At 39.6% G+C, this 20,296-nt stretch carries 20 protein-coding genes and 1 riboswitch; all 20 genes read right to left on the reverse strand.

The window, feature by feature from the left end; all coding sequences use genetic code 11:
* Positions 1–43 precede the first annotated feature (43 nt).
* The gene (locus ACVWM0_RS05430; protein ID WP_476473605.1) at positions 44–391 is read right to left on the reverse strand and encodes a DUF2500 family protein; all 348 of its coding nucleotides are present in this window, start codon (positions 389–391) and stop codon (positions 44–46) included.
* A 65-nt stretch (positions 392–456) separates the two neighbouring features.
* The gene (gene pyrE, locus ACVWM0_RS05435; RefSeq protein WP_476473606.1) at positions 457–1,080 is read right to left on the reverse strand and encodes an orotate phosphoribosyltransferase; all 624 of its coding nucleotides are present in this window, start codon (positions 1,078–1,080) and stop codon (positions 457–459) included.
* 2 nt (positions 1,081–1,082) lie between these two features.
* Positions 1,083–1,796: an orotidine-5'-phosphate decarboxylase gene (pyrF, locus tag ACVWM0_RS05440; protein ID WP_476473607.1), complete on the reverse strand. Its 714-nt coding sequence runs from the start codon at positions 1,794–1,796 to the stop codon at positions 1,083–1,085.
* Positions 1,796–2,713 (reverse strand): dihydroorotate dehydrogenase, encoded by a 918-nt coding sequence (locus tag ACVWM0_RS05445; RefSeq protein ID WP_476473608.1) that lies wholly within the window; start codon positions 2,711–2,713, stop codon positions 1,796–1,798. Before ACVWM0_RS05445 ends, pyrF begins: the two co-directional genes overlap by 1 nt.
* Positions 2,710–3,504, reverse strand: a complete 795-nt coding sequence (locus ACVWM0_RS05450; RefSeq protein ID WP_476473670.1) for a dihydroorotate dehydrogenase electron transfer subunit — start codon at positions 3,502–3,504, stop codon at positions 2,710–2,712. Before ACVWM0_RS05450 ends, ACVWM0_RS05445 begins: the two co-directional genes overlap by 4 nt.
* Positions 3,501–6,680: a carbamoyl-phosphate synthase large subunit gene (carB, locus tag ACVWM0_RS05455; protein WP_476473609.1), complete on the reverse strand. Its 3,180-nt coding sequence runs from the start codon at positions 6,678–6,680 to the stop codon at positions 3,501–3,503. Before carB ends, ACVWM0_RS05450 begins: the two co-directional genes overlap by 4 nt.
* Positions 6,673–7,755 carry a carbamoyl phosphate synthase small subunit gene (locus ACVWM0_RS05460; protein WP_476473610.1) on the reverse strand — a complete coding sequence of 361 codons (1,083 nt, stop codon included), beginning with the start codon at positions 7,753–7,755 and terminating at the stop codon, positions 6,673–6,675. Before ACVWM0_RS05460 ends, carB begins: the two co-directional genes overlap by 8 nt.
* A complete protein-coding gene (locus ACVWM0_RS05465; RefSeq protein ID WP_476473611.1) occupies positions 7,752–9,041 on the reverse strand; it encodes a dihydroorotase in 1,290 nt (429 codons plus the stop codon). Before ACVWM0_RS05465 ends, ACVWM0_RS05460 begins: the two co-directional genes overlap by 4 nt.
* Before the next feature lie 7 nt (positions 9,042–9,048).
* Positions 9,049–9,975, reverse strand: a complete 927-nt coding sequence (locus tag ACVWM0_RS05470; protein ID WP_476473612.1) for an aspartate carbamoyltransferase catalytic subunit — start codon at positions 9,973–9,975, stop codon at positions 9,049–9,051.
* A gap of 20 nt (positions 9,976–9,995) precedes the next feature.
* Entirely contained in the window at positions 9,996–11,288 is a 1,293-nt protein-coding gene (gene uraA / locus ACVWM0_RS05475; protein ID WP_476473613.1) for a uracil permease, read from the reverse strand.
* A gap of 138 nt (positions 11,289–11,426) precedes the next feature.
* Positions 11,427–11,957 carry a bifunctional pyr operon transcriptional regulator/uracil phosphoribosyltransferase PyrR gene (gene pyrR / locus ACVWM0_RS05480; RefSeq protein ID WP_476473614.1) on the reverse strand — a complete coding sequence of 177 codons (531 nt, stop codon included), beginning with the start codon at positions 11,955–11,957 and terminating at the stop codon, positions 11,427–11,429.
* Positions 11,958–12,145: 188 nt separating this feature from the next.
* Complete coding sequence (locus tag ACVWM0_RS05485; protein WP_476473615.1) at positions 12,146–13,072, reverse strand: RluA family pseudouridine synthase; 927 nt, start codon at positions 13,070–13,072, stop codon at positions 12,146–12,148.
* Between the two features lie 78 nt (positions 13,073–13,150).
* On the reverse strand, positions 13,151–13,525 hold the full coding sequence (locus tag ACVWM0_RS05490; RefSeq protein WP_476473616.1) for a hypothetical protein: 375 nt from the start codon (positions 13,523–13,525) through the stop codon (positions 13,151–13,153).
* A gap of 21 nt (positions 13,526–13,546) precedes the next feature.
* Positions 13,547–13,882 (reverse strand): thioredoxin family protein, encoded by a 336-nt coding sequence (locus ACVWM0_RS05495; protein WP_476473617.1) that lies wholly within the window; start codon positions 13,880–13,882, stop codon positions 13,547–13,549.
* 61 nt (positions 13,883–13,943) lie between these two features.
* The gene (locus tag ACVWM0_RS05500; RefSeq protein WP_476473618.1) at positions 13,944–14,906 is read right to left on the reverse strand and encodes a hypothetical protein; all 963 of its coding nucleotides are present in this window, start codon (positions 14,904–14,906) and stop codon (positions 13,944–13,946) included.
* 57 nt (positions 14,907–14,963) lie between these two features.
* Positions 14,964–15,890 (reverse strand): manganese-dependent inorganic pyrophosphatase, encoded by a 927-nt coding sequence (locus ACVWM0_RS05505; protein ID WP_476473619.1) that lies wholly within the window; start codon positions 15,888–15,890, stop codon positions 14,964–14,966.
* Between the two features lie 73 nt (positions 15,891–15,963).
* The gene (locus tag ACVWM0_RS05510) at positions 15,964–16,278 is read right to left on the reverse strand and encodes a DMT family transporter (RefSeq protein WP_476473620.1); all 315 of its coding nucleotides are present in this window, start codon (positions 16,276–16,278) and stop codon (positions 15,964–15,966) included.
* A gap of 1 nt (position 16,279) precedes the next feature.
* The gene (locus ACVWM0_RS05515) at positions 16,280–16,618 is read right to left on the reverse strand and encodes a DMT family transporter (RefSeq protein ID WP_476473621.1); all 339 of its coding nucleotides are present in this window, start codon (positions 16,616–16,618) and stop codon (positions 16,280–16,282) included.
* Positions 16,619–16,680: 62 nt separating this feature from the next.
* Positions 16,681–16,793: riboswitch (guanidine-I (ykkC/yxkD leader) on the reverse strand.
* 44 nt (positions 16,794–16,837) lie between these two features.
* Positions 16,838–17,599, reverse strand: a complete 762-nt coding sequence (pflA, locus tag ACVWM0_RS05520; protein WP_476473671.1) for a pyruvate formate-lyase-activating protein — start codon at positions 17,597–17,599, stop codon at positions 16,838–16,840.
* 66 nt (positions 17,600–17,665) lie between these two features.
* Complete coding sequence (gene pflB / locus ACVWM0_RS05525; protein WP_476473622.1) at positions 17,666–19,912, reverse strand: formate C-acetyltransferase; 2,247 nt, start codon at positions 19,910–19,912, stop codon at positions 17,666–17,668.
* Positions 19,913–20,296: the final 384 nt, after the last annotated feature.

The following is a 20,296-nucleotide window of genomic DNA, read 5'->3' on the forward strand; positions in this document are numbered from 1 at the left end:
TACTCTTTTCTAGTTTACCACTTTTTTGTTATTTTTAAAGGGATTAACCTTGTCTATCAAAGCTTCTAAACCAGTTTCTTTTATAGCGAACAGTGCCTTTATCTCCTACAACATATTGATGGTAGACTTTTTTAGAAACATTCAACGAGAGACGTTCCTTATGAGTGTCTTCAAATATAAATGTATACGTTGTATTTGAATGAGAATGTTCTGTGCTGTGATTAACACTTATGGAACTATCTTTTCCAATTAATGTGACTTTTTTACTTTGTTCTTCTGCGGTGACATTAAGCAGTCCGTTGATAATCGCATAGAGAAACATCCCTACAATCACAACAGTAATCAGCGTAAACATAATCGTAAATAAATCAAATCCCATTATATCAAACATACACATACCTCCACTTTTTTATCCATTATAACAAAAAAAGCTAACAAAAACGTTAGCTTAGAGTATTATTTATCTAACCAGTTCTCAGGATCTTCTTTCCAAAGGGTTAACAAGGCTTTCTCTTCCCCATTTATCACATGGTCTTTTTCAGCTACTTCGATTAATTCTGTGTATGTCGTCAAAGTAAAGAAGGGTAAGTTATGCGCTTTAAAGTTGGCAATGCCTTTAGGTAATTCATAGGTGAAAATAGCTGCCACACCTATCACATCAGCCCCCTCATTTTTCGCGGCTTCTGCTGCATCAATGACACTGCCACCTGTAGAAATCAAATCTTCAATGATCACCATTTTTTGATTCTCTGTGATTCGCCCTTCAATTTGATTTTTCTTTCCATGCTCTTTGGCTTTACCACGGATATAGACCATAGGAAGGTCCAAGTAATCAGCGACCCATGCGGCATGAGGTATGCCTGCTGTGGCTGTCCCTGCGATGACTTCTATATCAGGGTATAGCTCTTTAATGGTATCTCCCAACGCTTTAGCAATGTCTTGACGAACATTGGGATAACTCATCGTCAGACGATTGTCACAATAAATGGGGCTTTTTAGTCCGCTTGCCCAAGTAAAGGGATCCTTTGGGCTTAAGGCTACGGCTTCAATCTCTAATAAATGTTTGGCAATGTGTTTCATGCTTATCTCTCTCCATTCCAGTCTGCTTTTATGTCTTGGTAAGCTTTGTAAGGGTTAGTTGCTTGTGTAATAGGTCTTCCTACCACGATAAAACTTGATCCGATTTCTTTTGCTTCTCTAGGTGTGACAACTCGTTTTTGATCACTGTTATCTGTTTGGCTTGGCCTAATGCCTGGGGTTAAACAAATAAAATCCTCTGCCACTTGTTGTCGGATGTGTTGGACTTCTAAGGCGGAACACACCACGCCATCTAATCCTGCTTCTTCTGTCATTTTAGCGTAATGTACGACGCTCTCCATCAAACTCATCCTCATACCTTGGTCTTGTTTCATTTGTGCTTCACTGGTGGAGGTTAGTTGTGTGACAGCGATTAATTTAGGTAAGGCTCCTTGATGAAGGCTTCCTTCTTTTAGCCCTTCATAGGCAGCGGTCATCATCTCTTTTCCACCTGCTGCATGAACATTTGTCATAGCTACATCAAGACTCGCAATACGTGCCATAGCGGATTTCACTGTGTTAGGAATATCATGTAATTTCAAATCCAGAAAGACATCATGTCCTAAATCTCTTAACCAAGTAACAATACGAGGCCCTTCTGCGTAAAAAATTTCCATTCCGACTTTGACATAAAGAGCTTCTTCCTTAGGGAAATGACTTAAAAAAGTGGCAATCTCCTGTTGGTTGGCAAAATCTAAAGCAATAATAGGACGATTCATTAGCGATTCTCCTTTACTTCTTTGATGAGTTGTTCTAAGGTTTCAATGCCCAGCTCATCCATGCGTTCAGGTAAACCTTGGATGAGTTTCGGGCAAATATAAGGGTCTGTAAAATTCATGGTACCTACACCAACCGCACTAGCACCAGCCATAAACATTTCTAAGACATCGTCCACTGTGGCAACACCTCCCATACCAATGATCGGAATATCTACAGCTCGAGAGACTTGGTGAATCATACGAATCGCCACAGGTTTAATGCCAGGTCCTGATAAGCCACCGGTCCCATTAGCAAGAACGGGCTGACGTGTCTTTAAGTCCAAGCGCATGCCCAGAAGCGTATTAATCATAGTAATCCCATCTGCACCGGCTTCTTCCACCGCTTTAGCAATGCTCACAATGTCTGTCACGTTAGGAGATAATTTGATGTAAACAGGGACTGTGGCTACTTTTTTCACGGCACGAGTTAACTCGGCAGCAACTTTAGCATCTGTACCAAAGGCTAGTCCACCTTCTTTAACGTTAGGGCAAGAGATGTTTAACTCAATGGCATGAACGTTTGGTGCATGACTAATCGCTTCACACACTTTCACGTACTCTTCTTCGTAAGAACCTGCGACGTTAGCAATAATTGGTACATCGTATTTTTCTAGCTCAGGTAATTGATGCGTCATAACCGTTTCAATCCCAGGATTTTGCAAGCCAATAGCATTTAACATCCCACTTGGGGTTTCTGCTACACGAGGGGTTGGATTTCCGTAACGTTTTTCTAATGTGGTTGCTTTAGCCATAATGGCTCCCAATTCACTTAAGTCATAATACTTTGCATACTCCGCACCAAAACCAAAACACCCACTGGCTGGCATAATTGGGTTTTTTAAGTCTAACCCTGGTAAGCTTACTCTTAATCGGCTCATAATTGTATCTCCCCTGCTCTAAATACTGGACCTTCATCACATACTTTGATATTAACGGATGGGTCTTTTTTCGATTGACACACACAGGCATAACATGCACCGACCCCACAGGCCATACGCTCCTCCATGGAAATATAGACATGAGGATGATTCGGATAGTGGGCTTCCACTGATTTAAGCAATCCTTTCGCACCACAAGCAAATACTGCCTTAGGTTTTTGTTTAGCTACTTGATCCATTAGAACCCCCACATGACCTGGGTCACCGTAACTACCATTGTCTGTAGCAATCATGGTATGACCTAAAGCGGTGAATTCTTCTTCGTAATAGACTAGCTCTTTATCCGCAAAACCATTCATAAAAACGATGTTGGCGTTTTTTGCCTTTAATTGTCGACCAAGTTCATATAAAGGAGGGACACCAATGCCCCCGCCAATCACATGAACCACGTCCCCTTCTTCAATCATATCCAGAGGAAAACCGATACCTAAAGGTCCTAAGACATCCACGGAATCCCCTGTTTTAAATTCAGCTAATACGCGAGTACCATCACCATCTGCACGGTAAATAATTTTACACGTCCCTGTCTCCTTAGAAATCTCAGCTAAACTAATCGGACGTCTGAGTAAAAGGTCTGTGCGAGGGACACGAATGTGAATAAACTGCCCAGGCATGCCCATCTCTTTGACCAACTCACCTGCTAAGGTTAATTCAAATATATGTGGTGCCAACTCTCTTTGTTTGACAACCGTCATTTCTTCTTGCTTCATATTCCCTCTCCCTTTCCTTATAACGCCATCATTGAAAAACTACGACCTTCTAACACTCTAAGAATAGCATCTGCTGTATCCAGAGAGGTCATTAATGGGACCCCATTCTCGACAGCCAATCGTCGTATTTTAAACCCATCTGTTGCATGTCGGTCATCGTTACCAGTGGTATTAATAACTAGTTGTGTCTGTCCTAATCTAATCACATCTAGTACATTTAGTTGCTCGTCTTGGCTAATTTTTGAAACTGTTTCAACGACTAAGCCATGTTCTTTTAAGAAGTTACTCGTGCCTTCTGTGGCCATTAAGCCGTAACCAATCTCATTGAAGCGCTTCGCTAAAGCTAATGCTTCTTCTTTTGTTTCATCTGCGACGGTAAACAAGACAGTACCATGATCGGCTAAGTGCATCCCTGCTGCTTCAAAAGCCTTGTATAACGCTTTTTCTAAGGTTACATCTGTCCCCATCACTTCTCCTGTAGACTTCATTTCAGGTCCCAATTGAGTGTCTACTTGATGCAATTTAGCAAAAGAGAACACAGGCGCTTTGACATGAACCAAATCAGAAGATGGGAACAACCCTTCTGGATAACCTAAATCGGCTAAAGTATTTCCTAAAATTAAGGTAGTCGCTACTTGGGCCATAGGAATTCCTGTCACTTTGCTTAAAAATGGGACGGTTCGACTGGCTCTAGGGTTCACTTCGATCACATAGACTTCTTCATCTTTCACGATAAACTGAATGTTCATCATGCCTTTACAATTCAATCCAATGGCCAGTTTTTTCGTGTAATCCACAATTTTATCAATCACACCTTCACTTAAGCTTTGAGGAGGGTAGACAGCCATTGAGTCTCCCGAATGGACCCCTGCTCGCTCGATGTGTTCCATGATTCCTGGAATTAAGACGGTTTCTCCGTCACTAATTGCGTCGACTTCACACTCTGTCCCAACTAAATAGCGGTCGATTAATACAGGATGTTCTGGTGACGCTTTGACCGCTTCTTCCATGTAACGCTCCAAGTCTTTTGTGCTCCAAACGATCTCCATAGCGCGTCCACCTAAGACATAACTTGGTCTAACTAGAACAGGATAATTCAAGCTCTCAGCAATGTTAACCGCGTCTTCTTTGTTGGTTGCTGTAGCGCCTTTTGGTTGTGGAATGTTTAGCTCTTGAAGGGCCTGTTCGAATTTATCTCTGTTTTCAGCACGGTCTAGATCTTCAATCGTTGTTCCGATAATCGGTACACCATGTCGCGTTAGGCCTTCTGCTAAGTTAATCGCTGTTTGTCCACCAAACTGAACGATCACTCCTTTAGGTTGTTCTAAGGCTACTACATGTAACACATCTTCTAGAGTTAATGGCTCAAAGTACAATTTATCTGAGATAGAAAAGTCTGTTGAGACTGTTTCAGGGTTACTATTCATAATAATGGCTTCATATCCAGCCTCTTGAATGGCTTTCACTGAATGAACGGTAGCGTAATCAAACTCAACGCCTTGACCAATACGGATAGGACCAGAACCTAGAACTAAAACTGATTCTTCTTTGCTTCTTACGCTCTCGTTTTCTAATTCATAGGTGCTATAAAAATAAGGAGTCTTAGATTCGAACTCTGCAGCACACGTGTCCACCATTTTATAAACAGGTAGGATGTTGTGTTCTTGTCTTGTAGCATAGACTGCATCGTCTGTTGTTTCCCATAAATCCGCAATAATTTTATCTGTAAAACCATATTCTTTGGCTTTTTTTAATGTATGGATGTCGTCTTTCTTTTCTTTCAATTCTGTTTCGATCTCGATAATGTGTAACAATTTATCTAAGAAAAACACGTCTATTTTGGTAAAGTCTGCGATATCATAGATTGAGTAACCTCTTCTGATAGCCTCAGCAACATGGAATAATCGGTCATCTTGGGCATGAATCATTAAATGTGTTAACTCATCGTCTGATAGCTCTGTCATTTCTGGTAAGGACAAATGATAAGCGCCTATTTCTAGTGACCGAACCGCTTTTAACAAAGATTCCTCAATGGTACGTCCAAGGGACATAACCTCTCCTGTTGCCTTCATTTGAGTACTAAGGACACGATCTCCTTTTTCAAATTTATCAAAGGCCCATCTCGGTATTTTAGATACCACATAATCTAAGGTGGGCTCAAACATGGCATAGGTTGTTTCTGTGACAGGGTTCTTCATTTCATCCAAAGTTAGACCAATGGCGATTTTAGCTGCTAATTTAGCAATCGGAATCCCTGTTGCTTTACTGGCTAAAGCAGAAGAACGGCTAACACGCGGGTTCACTTCAATCACATAGTAATTAAAACTATGAGGATCAATCGCTAGCTGAACATTACAACCTCCCTCAATTTTTAAGGCTTTAATAATTTTAAGTGAGGCATCTCTTAATAATTGAATCTCAATATCTGACAAGGTTTGACACGGAGCGAACACAATAGAGTCTCCAGTATGGATCCCCACCGGATCAAAATTTTCCATGTGACAGACCACAATGCCGTTATCATTAGCGTCTCGCATAACCTCAAATTCAATTTCCTTGTATCCTGCGATACTTTTCTCGATTAAACACTGAGTGGCAGGTGATAAATGTAAACCGTTCTTAGTAATCTCTATTAAAGATGCCTCATCCTCACACATACCACCGCCCGTTCCTCCAAGCGTAAAGGCCGGACGGACAATCAACGGGTAGCCAATCTCATTAGCAAAGTCGATAGCTTCTTGTACCGTTGTAACAATGGCACTCTCAGGTATCGGCTCTCCTAATTCTTCCATTAATTGTTTGAATAAATCTCTGTCCTCTGCTTGATCGATTGCACTAAGTTTTGTTCCTAAAAGTTCAATATTTAATTCATCTAAAATACCATCTTTAGATAAGGCCATGGCCATATTTAGACCCGTCTGTCCTCCTAATGTTGGCAAAATAGCATCGGGGCGTTCTTTTCTTAAGATTTTAGAAACGAATTCTAAGGTAATGGGTTCAATGTAAACTTTATCCGCTACCTCTTTGTCCGTCATAATCGTTGCAGGGTTTGAATTGATTAAGATGACTTGGTAGCCTTCTTCTTTTAAAGCTAAACACGCTTGTGTCCCAGCATAATCAAATTCTGCCGCTTGGCCGATGATAATTGGTCCTGAACCAATCACGAGTATTTTGTTGATATCTTGTCTTTTAGGCATGTTGATTCCCCCGATTTTCCATTAATTCAATAAACTCATCAAAGAGTGAGACCGCGTCATGTGGTCCAGGTGCTGCATCAGGATGAAATTGCACTGAAAACGATGGGTATTGTCTATGTTTTACCCCTTCCACTGTTTCATCGTTGATTTCTACGTGTGTCATCATGAGTTCCGTTGTTTCTAAACTCGCCTTAGATACGGCATAGCCATGATTTTGTGCGGTAAAGTAAATACGGCCGGATGCAATGTCTCTTACCGGATGATTGCTCCCACGATGTCCATAAGCAAGCTTATAGGTATCAGCTCCGTTGGCTAAACTTAGTAATTGATGCCCCAAACAGATACCAAAGATTGGCACTTGTCCTTGAATATCTTTAATCATGTCTGTTACCTCTTCAATGTCTTTTGGGTCCCCAGGTCCATTAGATAACATGACACCATCTGGTGATAGGTCTAATATTTCTTTTGCTGTATAGGTATGTGGCACAACCACAATACTACACTCTCGATTAACCAATTCTCTTAATATGCTATGTTTCAGACCAAAGTCCACGACTACCACATTTTTTCCATTACCAGGGATACTGTAAGCTTTAGTCGTTGAGACTTCTGCTACTTGGTTTCTTGGTAACACTGTGGCTCTTAGTTGATCGTATTGATGCTCAATATTGTCAATGTCATTAATGATGCGAGCTTTCATGGTACCCACTTCTCTAATTTTTTTCGTTAAGGCTCTGGTATCAATGCCTGAGATGCCTGGTATTTTTTTCCCTTTTAAGTACTCATCTAGTGTCATTTGGCTGCGCCAATTGGAAGCTACTCTAGCGTGTTCTTTAACAATCACCCCGTTACATGCAGGTACCATGGCTTCAAAATCATCTCTGTTGATCCCGTAATTTCCAATCAGTGGGTAGGTAAACATAATTAATTGCCCTTTAAAACTCGGATCCGTTAACACTTCTTGGTACCCGCTCATCCCTGTTGTAAAAACCACTTCTCCCGTAGCAATGCCTAAATCCCCAAACGCTTGGCCTTCATAGGTCGTGCCATCCTCCAAAATTAATAATCGCTTCATGCCTTTTCTTCTCCCCTAACGTATACTGTTTGTCCATCGACTAAGGTATATAATGTCTCACCTTTAACTTTTGTTCCGATAAATGGTGTGTTGTTTGATTTTGATGCAAAAGTGTCTGTTATGACGCTCTCATGAGTGATATCAAAGATGGCAATATCTGCCGCTGCACCGATTGTTAAAGTTCCTGCTTGTCTTTTGAATAGTCTAGCCGGTGCTTCAGTCATCCAATACACCACTTGTTCTAAGGTAAACACATCTGTCTCCACAAAATGCGTAAACATTAGTTGAAAGGCTGATTCACTTCCGATAATGCCAAAAGGTGCGTCTAGCATAGATTGATCCTTTTCTTCATGACTATGCGGGGCATGATCTGTGGCAATGCAATCAATGGTTCCATCTAACAGCCCTTCAATCAAAGCTTGTCTATCATCTTTCGCTCTAAGAGGTGGGTTCATTTTATAATGACCATGGTCACATGGGATATCCCCGTCATGTAAGATTAAGTGGTGAGGGCAGACCTCGCAGGTGACGTGAATGCCTTGTTTTTTCGCTTGGCGAATCACTTCCACGCTTTCTTTTGTGGACACATGACACACATGATAGTGACCCCCTGTTTCTTTTGCTAAGAGAACGTCTCTTGCGATTTGAGAAGATTCTGTGGCACTCATGATACCTGGTAAGCCTAACCTTTTAGAGACTTCACCTTGATGCATGACCCCTCCAAATAACAAGGATTCATCTTCTGTATGGGCCACAATCGCCATGTCTAGCGCTGCCGCTTCTTTCATAGCTAAGTACATGGTTCCAGCCGTTTGAACCCCTACACCATCATTGGTAAAAGCAAACGCACCGGCATCCTTTAGCCCTTTAAAATCAACTAATTCCTCACTTCTAAGTTCTTTTGTAATTGGGGCATACTGTAACACTTTAACCATACCGTCTCGTTTAATAATGTCGTACACTCTCTCTAAACGCTCTGGTGTATCTGGTACTGGGTTTAGGTTTGGCATAGCACATACGGTGGTATATCCCCCTTTTGCAGCAGAAAGACTTCCTGTTTCAATCGTCTCCTTGTATTCAAACCCTGGTTCTCTGAAATGCACATGCACGTCAACCAGTCCTGGAGTGATTAATCCTTCTTTTGCATCAATGATTGTTTCAGGGGTTAACTGACGCTCATCAAATCGTCCAATGCCTGCAATAACGCCCTCTTTGATCCATACATCGACTTGGTTTAGTTGATTGTCTCTCGTTACCATATAACCGTTTTTAATTAATGTTGTCATGTTCCACCTATGCCTTTCCATGTAGAATGGCCTCTAAAATAGCCATTCTCATAAATACTCCGTTGCTCATTTGTTCTGTGATACGTGATTGATAACTTTCAACTAGCTTATCTGCTAACTCTACGTCTCGATTAACAGGAGCGGGATGCATAATAATTGCTCCTGGTTTCATTTGTTTGGCTCTCTCTTCTGTCAAACCGTACTCTTGGTGATAGGTTTCTTTCGAAAAGCCTTTGTCCGAATCATGACGTTCATGTTGCACTCTTAACATCATCATGACATCCACTTCGTTAACCACATCATCCATGTCTCTGTAATCGCCGTAAGCTTCATACTTAGGGTTATACCAATCTTTTGGGCCACAAAAATGAAGGTTAGCGCCTAAGCGTTTTAACATTTTCATGTTTGAATTCGCGACTCTAGAATGGGTCAAATCCCCACAAATCGCAATATCCAACCCTTCAAATCCCTTAAATTCTTCATATATAGTTAAAAGATCCAATAAACATTGCGTCGGATGATTCCCGCTTCCATCTCCCCCGTTAATAATCGACGTGGTGATGGTTTTACTTTGAATCAATTCATTGTAATAGTCTTCCTCCCAATGCCTAATCACACAAGCGTGTACCCCGATGGCTGACATGGTGAGTACTGTGTCGTATAAAGATTCTCCCTTTGACACTGAACTGGTCTTCGCATCAAATTCAATCACATCTATTCCTAGCTTCTTCTCAGCTACTTCAAAACTTTTGTGTGTCCTAGTACTGTTTTCAAAAAATAAGTTGGCCACAAACAGCTGGTCATCTGATAAAGATGACTTACTGCCTTGCTTAAATTCTTGGGCACGCTTGATAAGTCCCATGACTTCTTGATCGCTCAGAGCTTCTGCTGTGAGTAGATGTTTCAAACTAATTTGTTCTGATTGAATGATCATGCTATTTTCCCCCTGTTTCTCTATTCCATTTCACTTTTAGCTTGTTCTGGTAATACTAAGTTAAGAATGATACCAAAGACTGTTGCTAGAGCCATTCCTGATACTGCCATAGCTCCCATTTGGAAGGTTAAACCACCAATTCCCACTACTAAGACCACTGAAGCAATCAGTAAATTACGTTTTAAGTTAAAATCAATCTTGTTGTCGATGAGTATTTTTAGACCACTTGAAGCAATGACTCCAAACAGGATAAAGCTGATTCCTGCAATAACTGGCCCAGGGATACTTTGAATGAGTGCTGTTAATTTACCTACAAAGCCCAACACCATCGCAAGGGTTGCAGCGCCACCAATAACGAACACGCTGTGTACTCTTGTAATCGCTAGAACGCCGATGTTTTCACCATAACTTGTTACAGGAGGACCTCCTACAAGACCAGCCATAATTTGTGCTAGGCCGTCACCTGTTAACGTACGGCTCAAACCTGGGTCTTCAAAGAAGTTACGTTTCGTTAATTTGTTTAAGACCATCAAATGGCCAATGTGTTCCGTCATTGTCACAAAAGCAATGGGTGCCATGGTTAACACCGCTGTTAAGTAAAATTTCGGTTGGTAAGTGACAAAGGGTGTTTGGAAGTTAGGTAAAGCAAACCAACTAGCATCTGCGATAGGTTGAGTGTCCACAATGCCAAAGGCTAAAGCCACCAGATAACCACAGACAATTCCTAGTAAGATAGGGATAAGACCTAGAAATCCTTTAAGGTACATGTTGAAGAAAATCGTTAAGGCTAAGGTAATCAATGCAACCGCGATGTATTTAATATTATATAATTGCGTGCCATCTGCTAAATTCTCAAACATGGCCTGATTCGCTGCATTGGCTGCTAAGCCTAACCCAATAACCATAACAACCGGTCCTACTACAATGGGTGGCAACAGTCGGTCTAACCAGCTAGAGCCGATTTTTTTAACGATGAATGCCACAAGCAAGTACACCAGTCCAGTGGTAATCGCTCCAAGAGCAATTGCTGCATACCCGTCACCTTCCATCAACATTTGCATGGCTGCAATAAAAGCAAAACTGCTGCCTAAGTAAGCTGGAATTTTTCCTTTGGTTACGATTAGGTACACGACCGTTCCTAGTCCTGAACTGAATAAGGCAATTCCTGGGTCAATACCTACAAGGATTGGAACTAGTACTGTTGCTCCGAACATAGTGAAGAGATGTTGTAAGCTAAGTCCTAACCATTTCACCCCACTTGGTTTATCTTGTATATCTAATACGACGTCTTCGTTTCTGAATTCTTTTGACATAATGTTTCCCCTTTATAATAAAAAATCCTCGTTTCAATTAGAAACGAGGGACACGAAAAGATAAGACATCAAAGGTTAGCCCCTTGTATCTTGTTTATTTTCGCTTTTCCTAGTCTCTCTGTACTCGATTAAAAAGCTTTATTTTTTAATTAAAATGTGATCAGCGCCGTCTACTTCTTCCACAGCAACAATAATTTGTTCTGTTTTAGAGGTTGGGATGTTTTTTCCAACATAGTCTGCTCTGATTGGTAGTTCTCTGTGACCGCGGTCAACAAGAACGCCTAGTGAAATTTTATCTGGTCTACCGATATCCATAATCGCATCCAGAGCGGCACGAATGGTTCTGCCTGTAAATATAACGTCATCGATTAAGATAACTTCTTTGTTCTCAATTGAGAATGGCACATTAGAAGAATGCACTTCTGGTGTGCCGTGATTGTTTTCATGGTGGTCGTCACGGTAAAGAGTGATATCCAACTCTCCTACAGGAACATCAAGGTTTTCCAGTTCTTTTAATCTTTTAGCGATGCGTTTCGCTAAATAAATCCCTCGTGTTTTGATGCCAATCAGTACGATGTCATCTAATCCTTTGTGGCGTTCAATAATTTCATAAGTAATCCGGGTTAACGCTCGGCTCATGGTGATGTTGTCGACGATTTCCTTTTCCATTCTGTTTATCTTCCTCTCTTTAGACAATAAAAAAATCTCTTACCCAGAGAGGATAAGAGATGACGTTATCACTTTATAGAGACCTACTGCTCCCAAAAAGAGCATAGACTCGTCCACGTGTATAAGCACCTTGTTAGCCTCTCTGGACTATTCTTTAAAGGTTCTACTATTTATTTATTGATTAAATCTTAACTTAGATCTTTACAAAAATCAAGAGCTTTTCTTAATTCTTCTAACGTTTCTTCAAAAATAGCAGGTAATTCTGACGTGAATTCCATGTTTTCATGCGTTGTTGGGTGTTCAAATCCAATGGTTTGAGCGTGTAAGAACTGACCATTTCCTTTTAATGTCTTACGTGGTCCATATAGCGGATCACCAGCGATTGGGAAATCGATGTAGTCTAAATGCACACGAATTTGATGCGTGCGTCCTGTTTCAAGGATACATTCAATCAATGTAAAGTCTTGGAAGCGTTCAAGTACTTGGAAATGAGTAACTGCGTCTTTTCCTTCTTTCACCACGGCTTGTTTTTGACGATTTTTGGGACTTCTACCAATCGGCGCTTCGATGGTTCCTTTATCATGAGGAATAACACCATGAACTAAAGCCACATATTTACGTAATGGTTTTTTCTCTTTTAATTGATTTTGTAAAAATTCATGACTGTGATTGTTTTTAGCCACCATTAACAGACCTGACGTGTCTTTATCAATACGATGAACAATCCCAGGTCTAATCACATCATTGATACTTGAAAGGTCTTTAACGTGATATAAAAGAGCATTAACAAGAGTACCATCTGCATGACCCGCTGATGGATGAACGACCATCCCTTGTGCTTTATTTACAACAATCACATCTTCGTCTTCATAAACAATTTCTAAGGGTAAATCTTGTGCAATTAATTCTAAGGTTTCTGGTTCAGGTGGTGTCACCATGATAATATCCCCAGATTTCACTTTATAGTTTGCTTTAATCACGTCGTCATTGACTGACACGTGGCCATTTTTTAACCAGTTTTGGAATTGGGATCTTGAGATCGTGTCAAAAATCTCTGGTAAGAGCTTATCGATTCGTCCCTTTTCGTCTTGTACTACATATTTTAGTGTATCCATTTAATAGCTCCTTAAGTTATTTCCTTTACAGTTTACCACAAATACTAGGAAATAAAAAAAGAACTTAGTAATTAAGTTCTAATTTTTATCTTCTTCTTTATCACTAAAGATAGCTAAGATCTGACCATCCTCTTGTTTCCCAGCAAATACGAGATACAATGACTCTTCTGGATACTTCTCCAGCTGGTAGCTGCCATCTTCTAAAAGGGCAGCATCTAACTCGTCCCAACTCTCAAACGTGTCAGAAAAACCAAATTTTTTAACAAGCTTTTCTGTTTCAGTTCCCTCTTCTTCTTCTTTTTTAGGCTCTTTTTTAATTTCTTCAATGTTAATTTGACCCGTATCTGTGGCAACTTTATCTGGTGTTTTTTGTTTGACTTGTTCTGAATAGAAGAAGTACCCACCACCTGCAATTAATGCCAACATAATAATCCATGAAAAAGCTTTCTTCACTCTTACATCACCTATCTCTCTTTAGAGACCCAACACACCGTCTCTAATTTTTTTGACTTGTGTATAAAGCTCATTGATGGGAACAAATCTTGCTTTACGCAAATATTCTTTCCCTTCAACAAATAATAAAATAACGGGAACGGTCATCACTTGGTAATCACGACTCACTTCAGGTATATCAAGTGTGTTAACTTCTAAGAATGTGATATCCGTTTGAAATTCTGCTAACTTTTTCTCTACTTGAGGTTTCAACCCATGACAAACGCTACAATTGGGTTGCCCAAAATAAACCAAGGTTAGTGTGTTTTTTTGTACCTCTTCATTTAATGTATCAATATTTTTTACTTGTGTAAACACATTTATCAACTCCTAATAACCTCATTGTAGAGGATAGAAGGAGACTTGCCAATCAATCTGCTTACAACTCTACCATACAGTAGGGGGTATCAGGTTCGTTGATGCTATTAGCTTCTACCAAAGCTTGATACATTAAGGCTTTTAAGACAAAAGGGGCTACTTTTTTTTCTTGATCTCCCATAGTAGATATCACTGGGACTACTTCTTCTTCGTACCATTTTTTTATAATGGCTGTATCTAGCGGTTGAATCTGACGAATATTCCCATGATAACAGCCTTCTTCAAGCCTTACGTATCCCATATCAAGTAAAGAAACCATCATAATATCCGCTTTATCTCCGTGAATCACTTTGCCTTTTAGAAGGCGTCTTAATTTTCTGTCCGTGTAATTAACATAGTATTCTGGGTTGATGTCACCTAATCGGCTCACAAGATGATGGTACGTGTCGTCTTCTATGCTCTCTTGACTTTTGAGAGTTAAATAATCAAAAAACTGTGATTTAGACCCATGAAAGGCCCACGTACTTGGTTGAAAAACGGACAGAACGTGACCATTCATAACTTCAAATGTCCTATCAATTGGCGCTTTTAGCCACTCTTTTGCTGATTCTGACTCTTCAAAAAGAATGAACGGTGTCTCGTCTGTCATACTGTCATTAAGACCTGTCATTAGAGCATAAAAACGTTGTTCCATTGGTACATTTTTCAAGTATTCCTCAAATATGGATACCCACCGAGGTAATTGTTGTTGCCAACAATCAATTAAGTGTTGTTGGGCCTGTGTTGTTAAGCACACCACTCCTGTTGTATATCTCCCGTGAACACGTGTTACTAGCTGTTCTTCCACCAAGGTATCAATCACATTCTCCCAGTCTTGAATCATTGGAAGTTGTCGTTTCATGTCTCTTAAGGTCACTCGTTCCTCTTGATGTTCCAATAAAAAGAACAGAATAGGTAAAAAATCTTCTTTCAATAATAATTCTGCTAGGACTTGGTTAAATGGTTGTTTTATTAGTTTAAACATAGTTCTCCTTTAAAAAAAGCTTTCAAGCACTGAGTCTTGAAAGCTTCATTAATCGACTTAGTTAAAAGCGTTTGTTAATGGTGGTACTACTTGTTTTTTACGAGATACAACGCCATTTAAGACCGCTTTATTATTTTCCAATGTGACATTGAAGGCTTCTTCAATTTTTTCTCTTGGTTCACCAACAACTAATGCTGTAGAATCACTGGTTAAGATATTCGTCACGACTAGTAAGAACAAATCAAACCCGTTCTCAGCATTTTCAGTCGTCATAGCTGCTTCTAACGCTTCTTGACGAGCCATCAATTCATCAACGTCCACTGTATTGACTTGACCAATACGAATGTTTTTCCCACTCATTGGGAATGTTTTAGCGTCACCGTTGATGATTGCTAACTCAGACTTGTCGCCAAGGTTAGTGCCAGCTTTTAACATATCTAATCCATAAACGTCCACATCCACTTCAGCGATTACTGCTAATTCTTTTGCAGCTGCCACATCTTCTGGTGTACAAGTGGGTGATTTGAATAATAGAGAATCTGACACGATGGCAGATAACATCATACCAGCAATGTTTTTTGGAATCTCTACGTTGTGTTCTTTATATAATTTTAAGATGATAGTATTCGTACATCCCACTGGTTCACAGCGGTAATACAATGGATTAGCCGTTTCAAAGTTGGCGATTCTGTGGTGATCCACAACAGATAATACATCTAATTCTTTAATATCAGCTATACTTTGTTGGGCTTCATTGTGATCCACTAACATCACTTGGTTGGTTTCTGGTAAGGCTTGTTCAATGACTCTTGGAGCTTCTACGTTAAAGTAATTTAAAGCATAAGCTGTTTCTTCATTGGGAGTGCCTAAAGCTACCGCCTCTGTGTTTTTTCCTAATTGTTGTTGTAAGTATGAAAATGAGATAGCAGAAGCAATCGCATCTGTATCAGGATTTTGGTGTCCAAAGACTAGTATTTTTGACATAATGTCACATTCCTCCAATAAATTTTTTGCATGGGTCTATTATATCATATATCAAGAGAGATGCTAAAATTATTTAGGAAATAAATTTCAGACCAATCGCTGATAATAAAATGCACGCGATGAAGAACAACCGCTTCGGTTCCTTAGATTCTCCGTAGTAAACAATACCTAGAATCGCCCCTCCTGAAGCCCCAATTCCCGTCCATACAGCATAAGCTGTACTCATAGGCAAGCGGTTAATCCCGTAAGATAACAACAGAAAACTCGCACTAAAGGTCAGGATTAAAAGAACCATATTTTTAAGGCTTTTTTCTTTAACGTATTGATTGATGCTATTAACCCCCAGCATCTCAAATAAGCCTGCTGCAATTAAACTAAACCATGCCATATTACGATTCCTCCTGTTCTTTTTCTTCATCTGACGTTATTTTTAGCCCAATCACTCCGATTAGCAGTAACCCAATAAACAGTAGGGTTAATCCTTTAATGGGTTGTCGGAACACTAAGACATCCACTAGAATAGTCCCAGTGGTACCAAGTCCAACAAACACCGCATACACCGTGCCAACTGGAATCTTTTCTCCTGCCTTAATCATAAAATAAAAACTCACCACAATCCCAATCGCTGTTCCTAGCCATTCTAGTGGACTTTGTGCATGTTTTAATCCCATTACCCACATCACTTCAAATATTGCAGCAATCAGGATATAGCCCCAACTTCGTGTCATATCTTTCACTCCTTCTCTTCTTCTAACACACTTACAAACACAAAAAAGCCTAGGAGAAATACATCTCCCAGGCTTTTATCCTTCCGTGTCGACCTTCTTATATCTAGTGAAGGCAGGCTTACTCTTGGACCAGTCTTGTCAGTCTATTGACAACGGAACCCTAGTAAGTACTTGTTTGTGTCTTAGCTTAAGTATACTCATGTGAGGATATTTAAGCAACTATCTGTTTTTGTAACCTGTATAATCTTCTACATGGAGTAAGGCTTGAGCATTTTTCACTCGATCATTCGTTGGTGGTTCAATGCCTTCTAATGGGTATTTCAATCCCATATCTTGCCATTTGTATCGGCCCATGGTGTGGTATGGTAAGACTTCCACTTTATCCACGTTGTTTAATGTTTTGATAAAAGCATCTAAGCGGATCAAGTACTCATCATAATCTGTTCTTTCAGGAACTAGGACGTGACGAATCCAAACAGGTTTGCCAATTTTTGATAAATGCTCCGCCATTTCAAGAATGGTGTCATTATCATTCATGGTTAATTCCTTGTGTCCGGCTTTATCAATGTGTTTGACATCGAATAATAATAAGTCGGTAACTTCCATTAAGCGATTAAATTCACTAAAGAAAGGTTCCTCATAAGTGAATGGACGACCACAAGTATCTATGGTGGTATGAATTCCTAATTTTTTTGCTTTGGTAAACAAATCAATAATGAATTCTTGTTGAAGTAAGGGTTCTCCACCACTAATCGTGATGCCTCCGTCTTCTCCCCAATAGTTCTTATAGCGTAAGGCTTCTTCAAGTATTTCATCAGTTGTCACTTCACGTCCTCCACCGATTTTCCAGGTGTCTGGATTATGACAAAATTGGCATCGCATTTTACATCCTTGCATAAATACGATAAAACGTACGCCTGGTCCATCTACGGTACCAAAATTTTCAGTTGAGTGAATTCTTCCTGTTACTTTTTCTGCCATCATTATCCATTCCTTATCTAAAAAGAGGCGACCAATCGGAATCAGCCACCTCTTAATTTTTTAGTCTTACATTCTATCGTGAGCCGTTCTAGCAATAACATCCGCTTGTTGTTCCGGAGTTAGGTCACGGAATTTAACAGCGTATCCAGAGACACGGATAGTTAAGTTAGGGTATTTTTCTGGATGAGCTTGAGCGTCTAATAATAGATCCGTTGTGAAGACGTTAACGTTGATGTGGAATCCACCATTGTCAAAGTAGCCATCTAATACGTTTCTTAAGTTATTAATACGTGTTGCATCATCTTTACCTAAACCATTAGGGTTAATTGTTTGTGTATTAGAAATACCATCTAAGGCATTTTTGTAGTTCAAGCGAGCAGTTGAGTTCAATGATGCTAAAAGACCATTTTTCTCACCTAAGAATTTACCATCTTGGTAACTTGGGTTAGCACCTGGTGCTAATGGTTTACCTGCACGACGACCATCTGGTGTGTTACCAGTTGCTTTACCATACACAACGTTTGATGTAATTGTCAATAATGACGTTGTTGGTGTTGAGTTACGGTAAGTATGTTGACGTTTAATTTGTGTCATGAAGTATTCTAAAATCCAGTTAGCCATAGCGTCTGCTTCTTGGCTGTCGTTACCATACGTTGGGAATTCGTTTTGTGGTACATAGTCCACTGCTAAGCCGTTTTCGTCACGGATAACTTGTACGTTACCATGTTTGATAGCCATGATACTATCTGTTGCATGTGAAATACCAGCAATCCCTGTAGCGAATGTACGGTTCAAGTGTGTTTCCATAAACGCTAATTGTGGTGCTTCGTAAGCATATTTGTCATGCATGAAGTGAATCACGTTTAATGTGTTAACGTATAATTCTGCTAACCAATCCATGATGTCTTTGAAGCGATCGATGAATTCGTTATATTCTAATGTATCTCCAGTCATTGGACGGAATTTAGGTGATACTTGTGCTTTTGTAATTTCATCCACACCACCATTGATAGCGTAAAGAACAGCTTTTGCTAAGTTAGCACGAGCGCCGAAGAATTGCATGTCTTTACCCATAACAGTTGCAGAGACACAACAAGCAATTGCACAGTCATCTGATCCCCAGTTAGCGCGTAATAAGTCATCGTTTTCAAATTGGATAGAAGAACTTTCTTTCGCAATTTTAGCTGAGTATGTTCTGAAGCCTTCTGGTAAATGAGAAGAATAAAGAACAGTTAAGTTTGGTTCTGGAGATGGTCCCATGTTTGTTAGCGTATGCAAGATACGGAAATCACTTTTCGTTACTAATGAACGACCATCTAGTCCCATACCAGCAATTGATAATGTTGCCCAAATTGGGTAACCAGAGAATAGTTGGTTATAATCTGGTGTACGAGCAAATTTAACCATTCTAAGTTTCATAATCAAATGATCAATCATTTCTTGCGCTTCATGTTCTGTAATGACACCATTTTGTAAGTCGCGTTCGATATAAACATCTAAGAATGCTGAGACACGTCCGATTGACATTGCCGCACCGTTTTGAGATTTGATTGCTGCTAAGTAACCAAAGTAAGTCCATTGGATCGCTTCTTTCGCGTCTTTAGCTGGAGCAGAGATATCATAGCCGTAGTAAGTTGCCATTTCTTTGATATCAACCAAAGCACGAATTTGGTCTGATACTTCTTCACGTAAACGGATAATTTCTTCCGTCATTGTTTTATTACCAACGTTACCTAAATCTTTTTTCTTTTGAGCGATTAAGAAATCAATTCCGTATAAAGCTAAACGACGGTAATCTCCGATAATACGTCCACGGCCGTAAGCATCTGGTAAACCAGTGATGATTTTATTTTTTCTAGCTGCTCTCATTTCAGGTGTGTAAGCGTCGAATACACCTTGGTTATGTGTTTTTCTATAGTCAGTAAAGATATGAGTTATTTCTGCATCTGATTCATAGCCATTCGCTTCTAGAGCGTTATTAGCCATGTTGATCCCGCCATAAGGCATGAATGCTTGTTTCAATGGTACATCGGTTTGTAAACCAACGATTGTTTCTTCTTCTTTGATTAAGTAACCTGGTTCATGAGAAGTGATGGTAGCTGGGATATTGTTATCCATGTCGTACACACCATTTTTTTCATGTTGTACTTCAAATAATTCTTGCAGTTTTGTCCATAATTTTTCTGTACTTTCAGCTGCTGGTTCTAAAAAGCTGTCATCACCTTTATATTCTGTGTAGTTAGCTTGAATAAAGTCTCTAACATCCACCGTTTCGCGCCATTTTTCGCCTTTAAATCCATCCCAATGTCCCATTATGAGAATCCTCCTTCAATACTTGTAATTAGTTTTTTTAGGTTTTTAAGTTTTATATTTGTTTTACATGTTCATTATAACACAAGACTAAAATCATACAAGTGTTATAGTGTAAAAAAACGAACTTTTTTGTTATTTTTTACACAATCTTTTACAAACCCTTATAAATAAAGGGTTTTCACCTTATTAAATCAGTGAAATCTCTTTGTTCACTCTGTTTCAATAATACGTACAACTGTACTATAACAGTAAGGTAAATCAAAACCTGTTTTACAACAGGTGTTCATTAAGTGTGTTCGTTTTTGATTAGTATAGACCTTTTGTGAAAAATATTCTTAGTTTAAATATCTTTTCACTTTTAATAAACAAGAATGTTTTTTTAAG

The sequence above is a fragment of the Vagococcus sp. 211 genome, from assembly GCF_056322705.1.

Excerpts from the sequence above, each read along its gene's own strand:
- ACVWM0_RS05430 (WP_476473605.1), bottom strand. The coding sequence starts at position 391 with ATGTTTGATATAATGGGATTTGATTTATTTACGATTATGTTTACGCTG.
- pyrE (WP_476473606.1), bottom strand. The coding sequence starts at position 1,080 with ATGAAACACATTGCCAAACATTTATTAGAGATTGAAGCCGTAGCCTTA.
- pyrF (WP_476473607.1), bottom strand. The coding sequence starts at position 1,796 with ATGAATCGTCCTATTATTGCTTTAGATTTTGCCAACCAACAGGAGATT.
- ACVWM0_RS05445 (WP_476473608.1), bottom strand. The coding sequence starts at position 2,713 with ATGAGCCGATTAAGAGTAAGCTTACCAGGGTTAGACTTAAAAAACCCA.
- carB (WP_476473609.1), bottom strand. The coding sequence starts at position 6,680 with ATGCCTAAAAGACAAGATATCAACAAAATACTCGTGATTGGTTCAGGA.
- ACVWM0_RS05460 (WP_476473610.1), bottom strand. The coding sequence starts at position 7,755 with ATGAAGCGATTATTAATTTTGGAGGATGGCACGACCTATGAAGGCCAA.
- ACVWM0_RS05465 (WP_476473611.1), bottom strand. The coding sequence starts at position 9,041 with ATGACAACATTAATTAAAAACGGTTATATGGTAACGAGAGACAATCAA.
- ACVWM0_RS05470 (WP_476473612.1), bottom strand. The coding sequence starts at position 9,975 with ATGATCATTCAATCAGAACAAATTAGTTTGAAACATCTACTCACAGCA.
- uraA (WP_476473613.1), bottom strand. The coding sequence starts at position 11,288 with ATGTCAAAAGAATTCAGAAACGAAGACGTCGTATTAGATATACAAGAT.
- pyrR (WP_476473614.1), bottom strand. The coding sequence starts at position 11,957 with ATGGAAAAGGAAATCGTCGACAACATCACCATGAGCCGAGCGTTAACC.
- ACVWM0_RS05485 (WP_476473615.1), bottom strand. The coding sequence starts at position 13,072 with ATGGATACACTAAAATATGTAGTACAAGACGAAAAGGGACGAATCGAT.
- ACVWM0_RS05500 (WP_476473618.1), bottom strand. The coding sequence starts at position 14,906 with ATGTTTAAACTAATAAAACAACCATTTAACCAAGTCCTAGCAGAATTA.
- ACVWM0_RS05505 (WP_476473619.1), bottom strand. The coding sequence starts at position 15,890 with ATGTCAAAAATACTAGTCTTTGGACACCAAAATCCTGATACAGATGCG.
- ACVWM0_RS05510 (WP_476473620.1), bottom strand. The coding sequence starts at position 16,278 with ATGGCATGGTTTAGTTTAATTGCAGCAGGCTTATTTGAGATGCTGGGG.
- ACVWM0_RS05515 (WP_476473621.1), bottom strand. The coding sequence starts at position 16,618 with ATGACACGAAGTTGGGGCTATATCCTGATTGCTGCAATATTTGAAGTG.
- pflA (WP_476473671.1), bottom strand. The coding sequence starts at position 17,599 with ATGGCAGAAAAAGTAACAGGAAGAATTCACTCAACTGAAAATTTTGGT.
- pflB (WP_476473622.1), bottom strand. The coding sequence starts at position 19,912 with ATGGGACATTGGGATGGATTTAAAGGCGAAAAATGGCGCGAAACGGTG.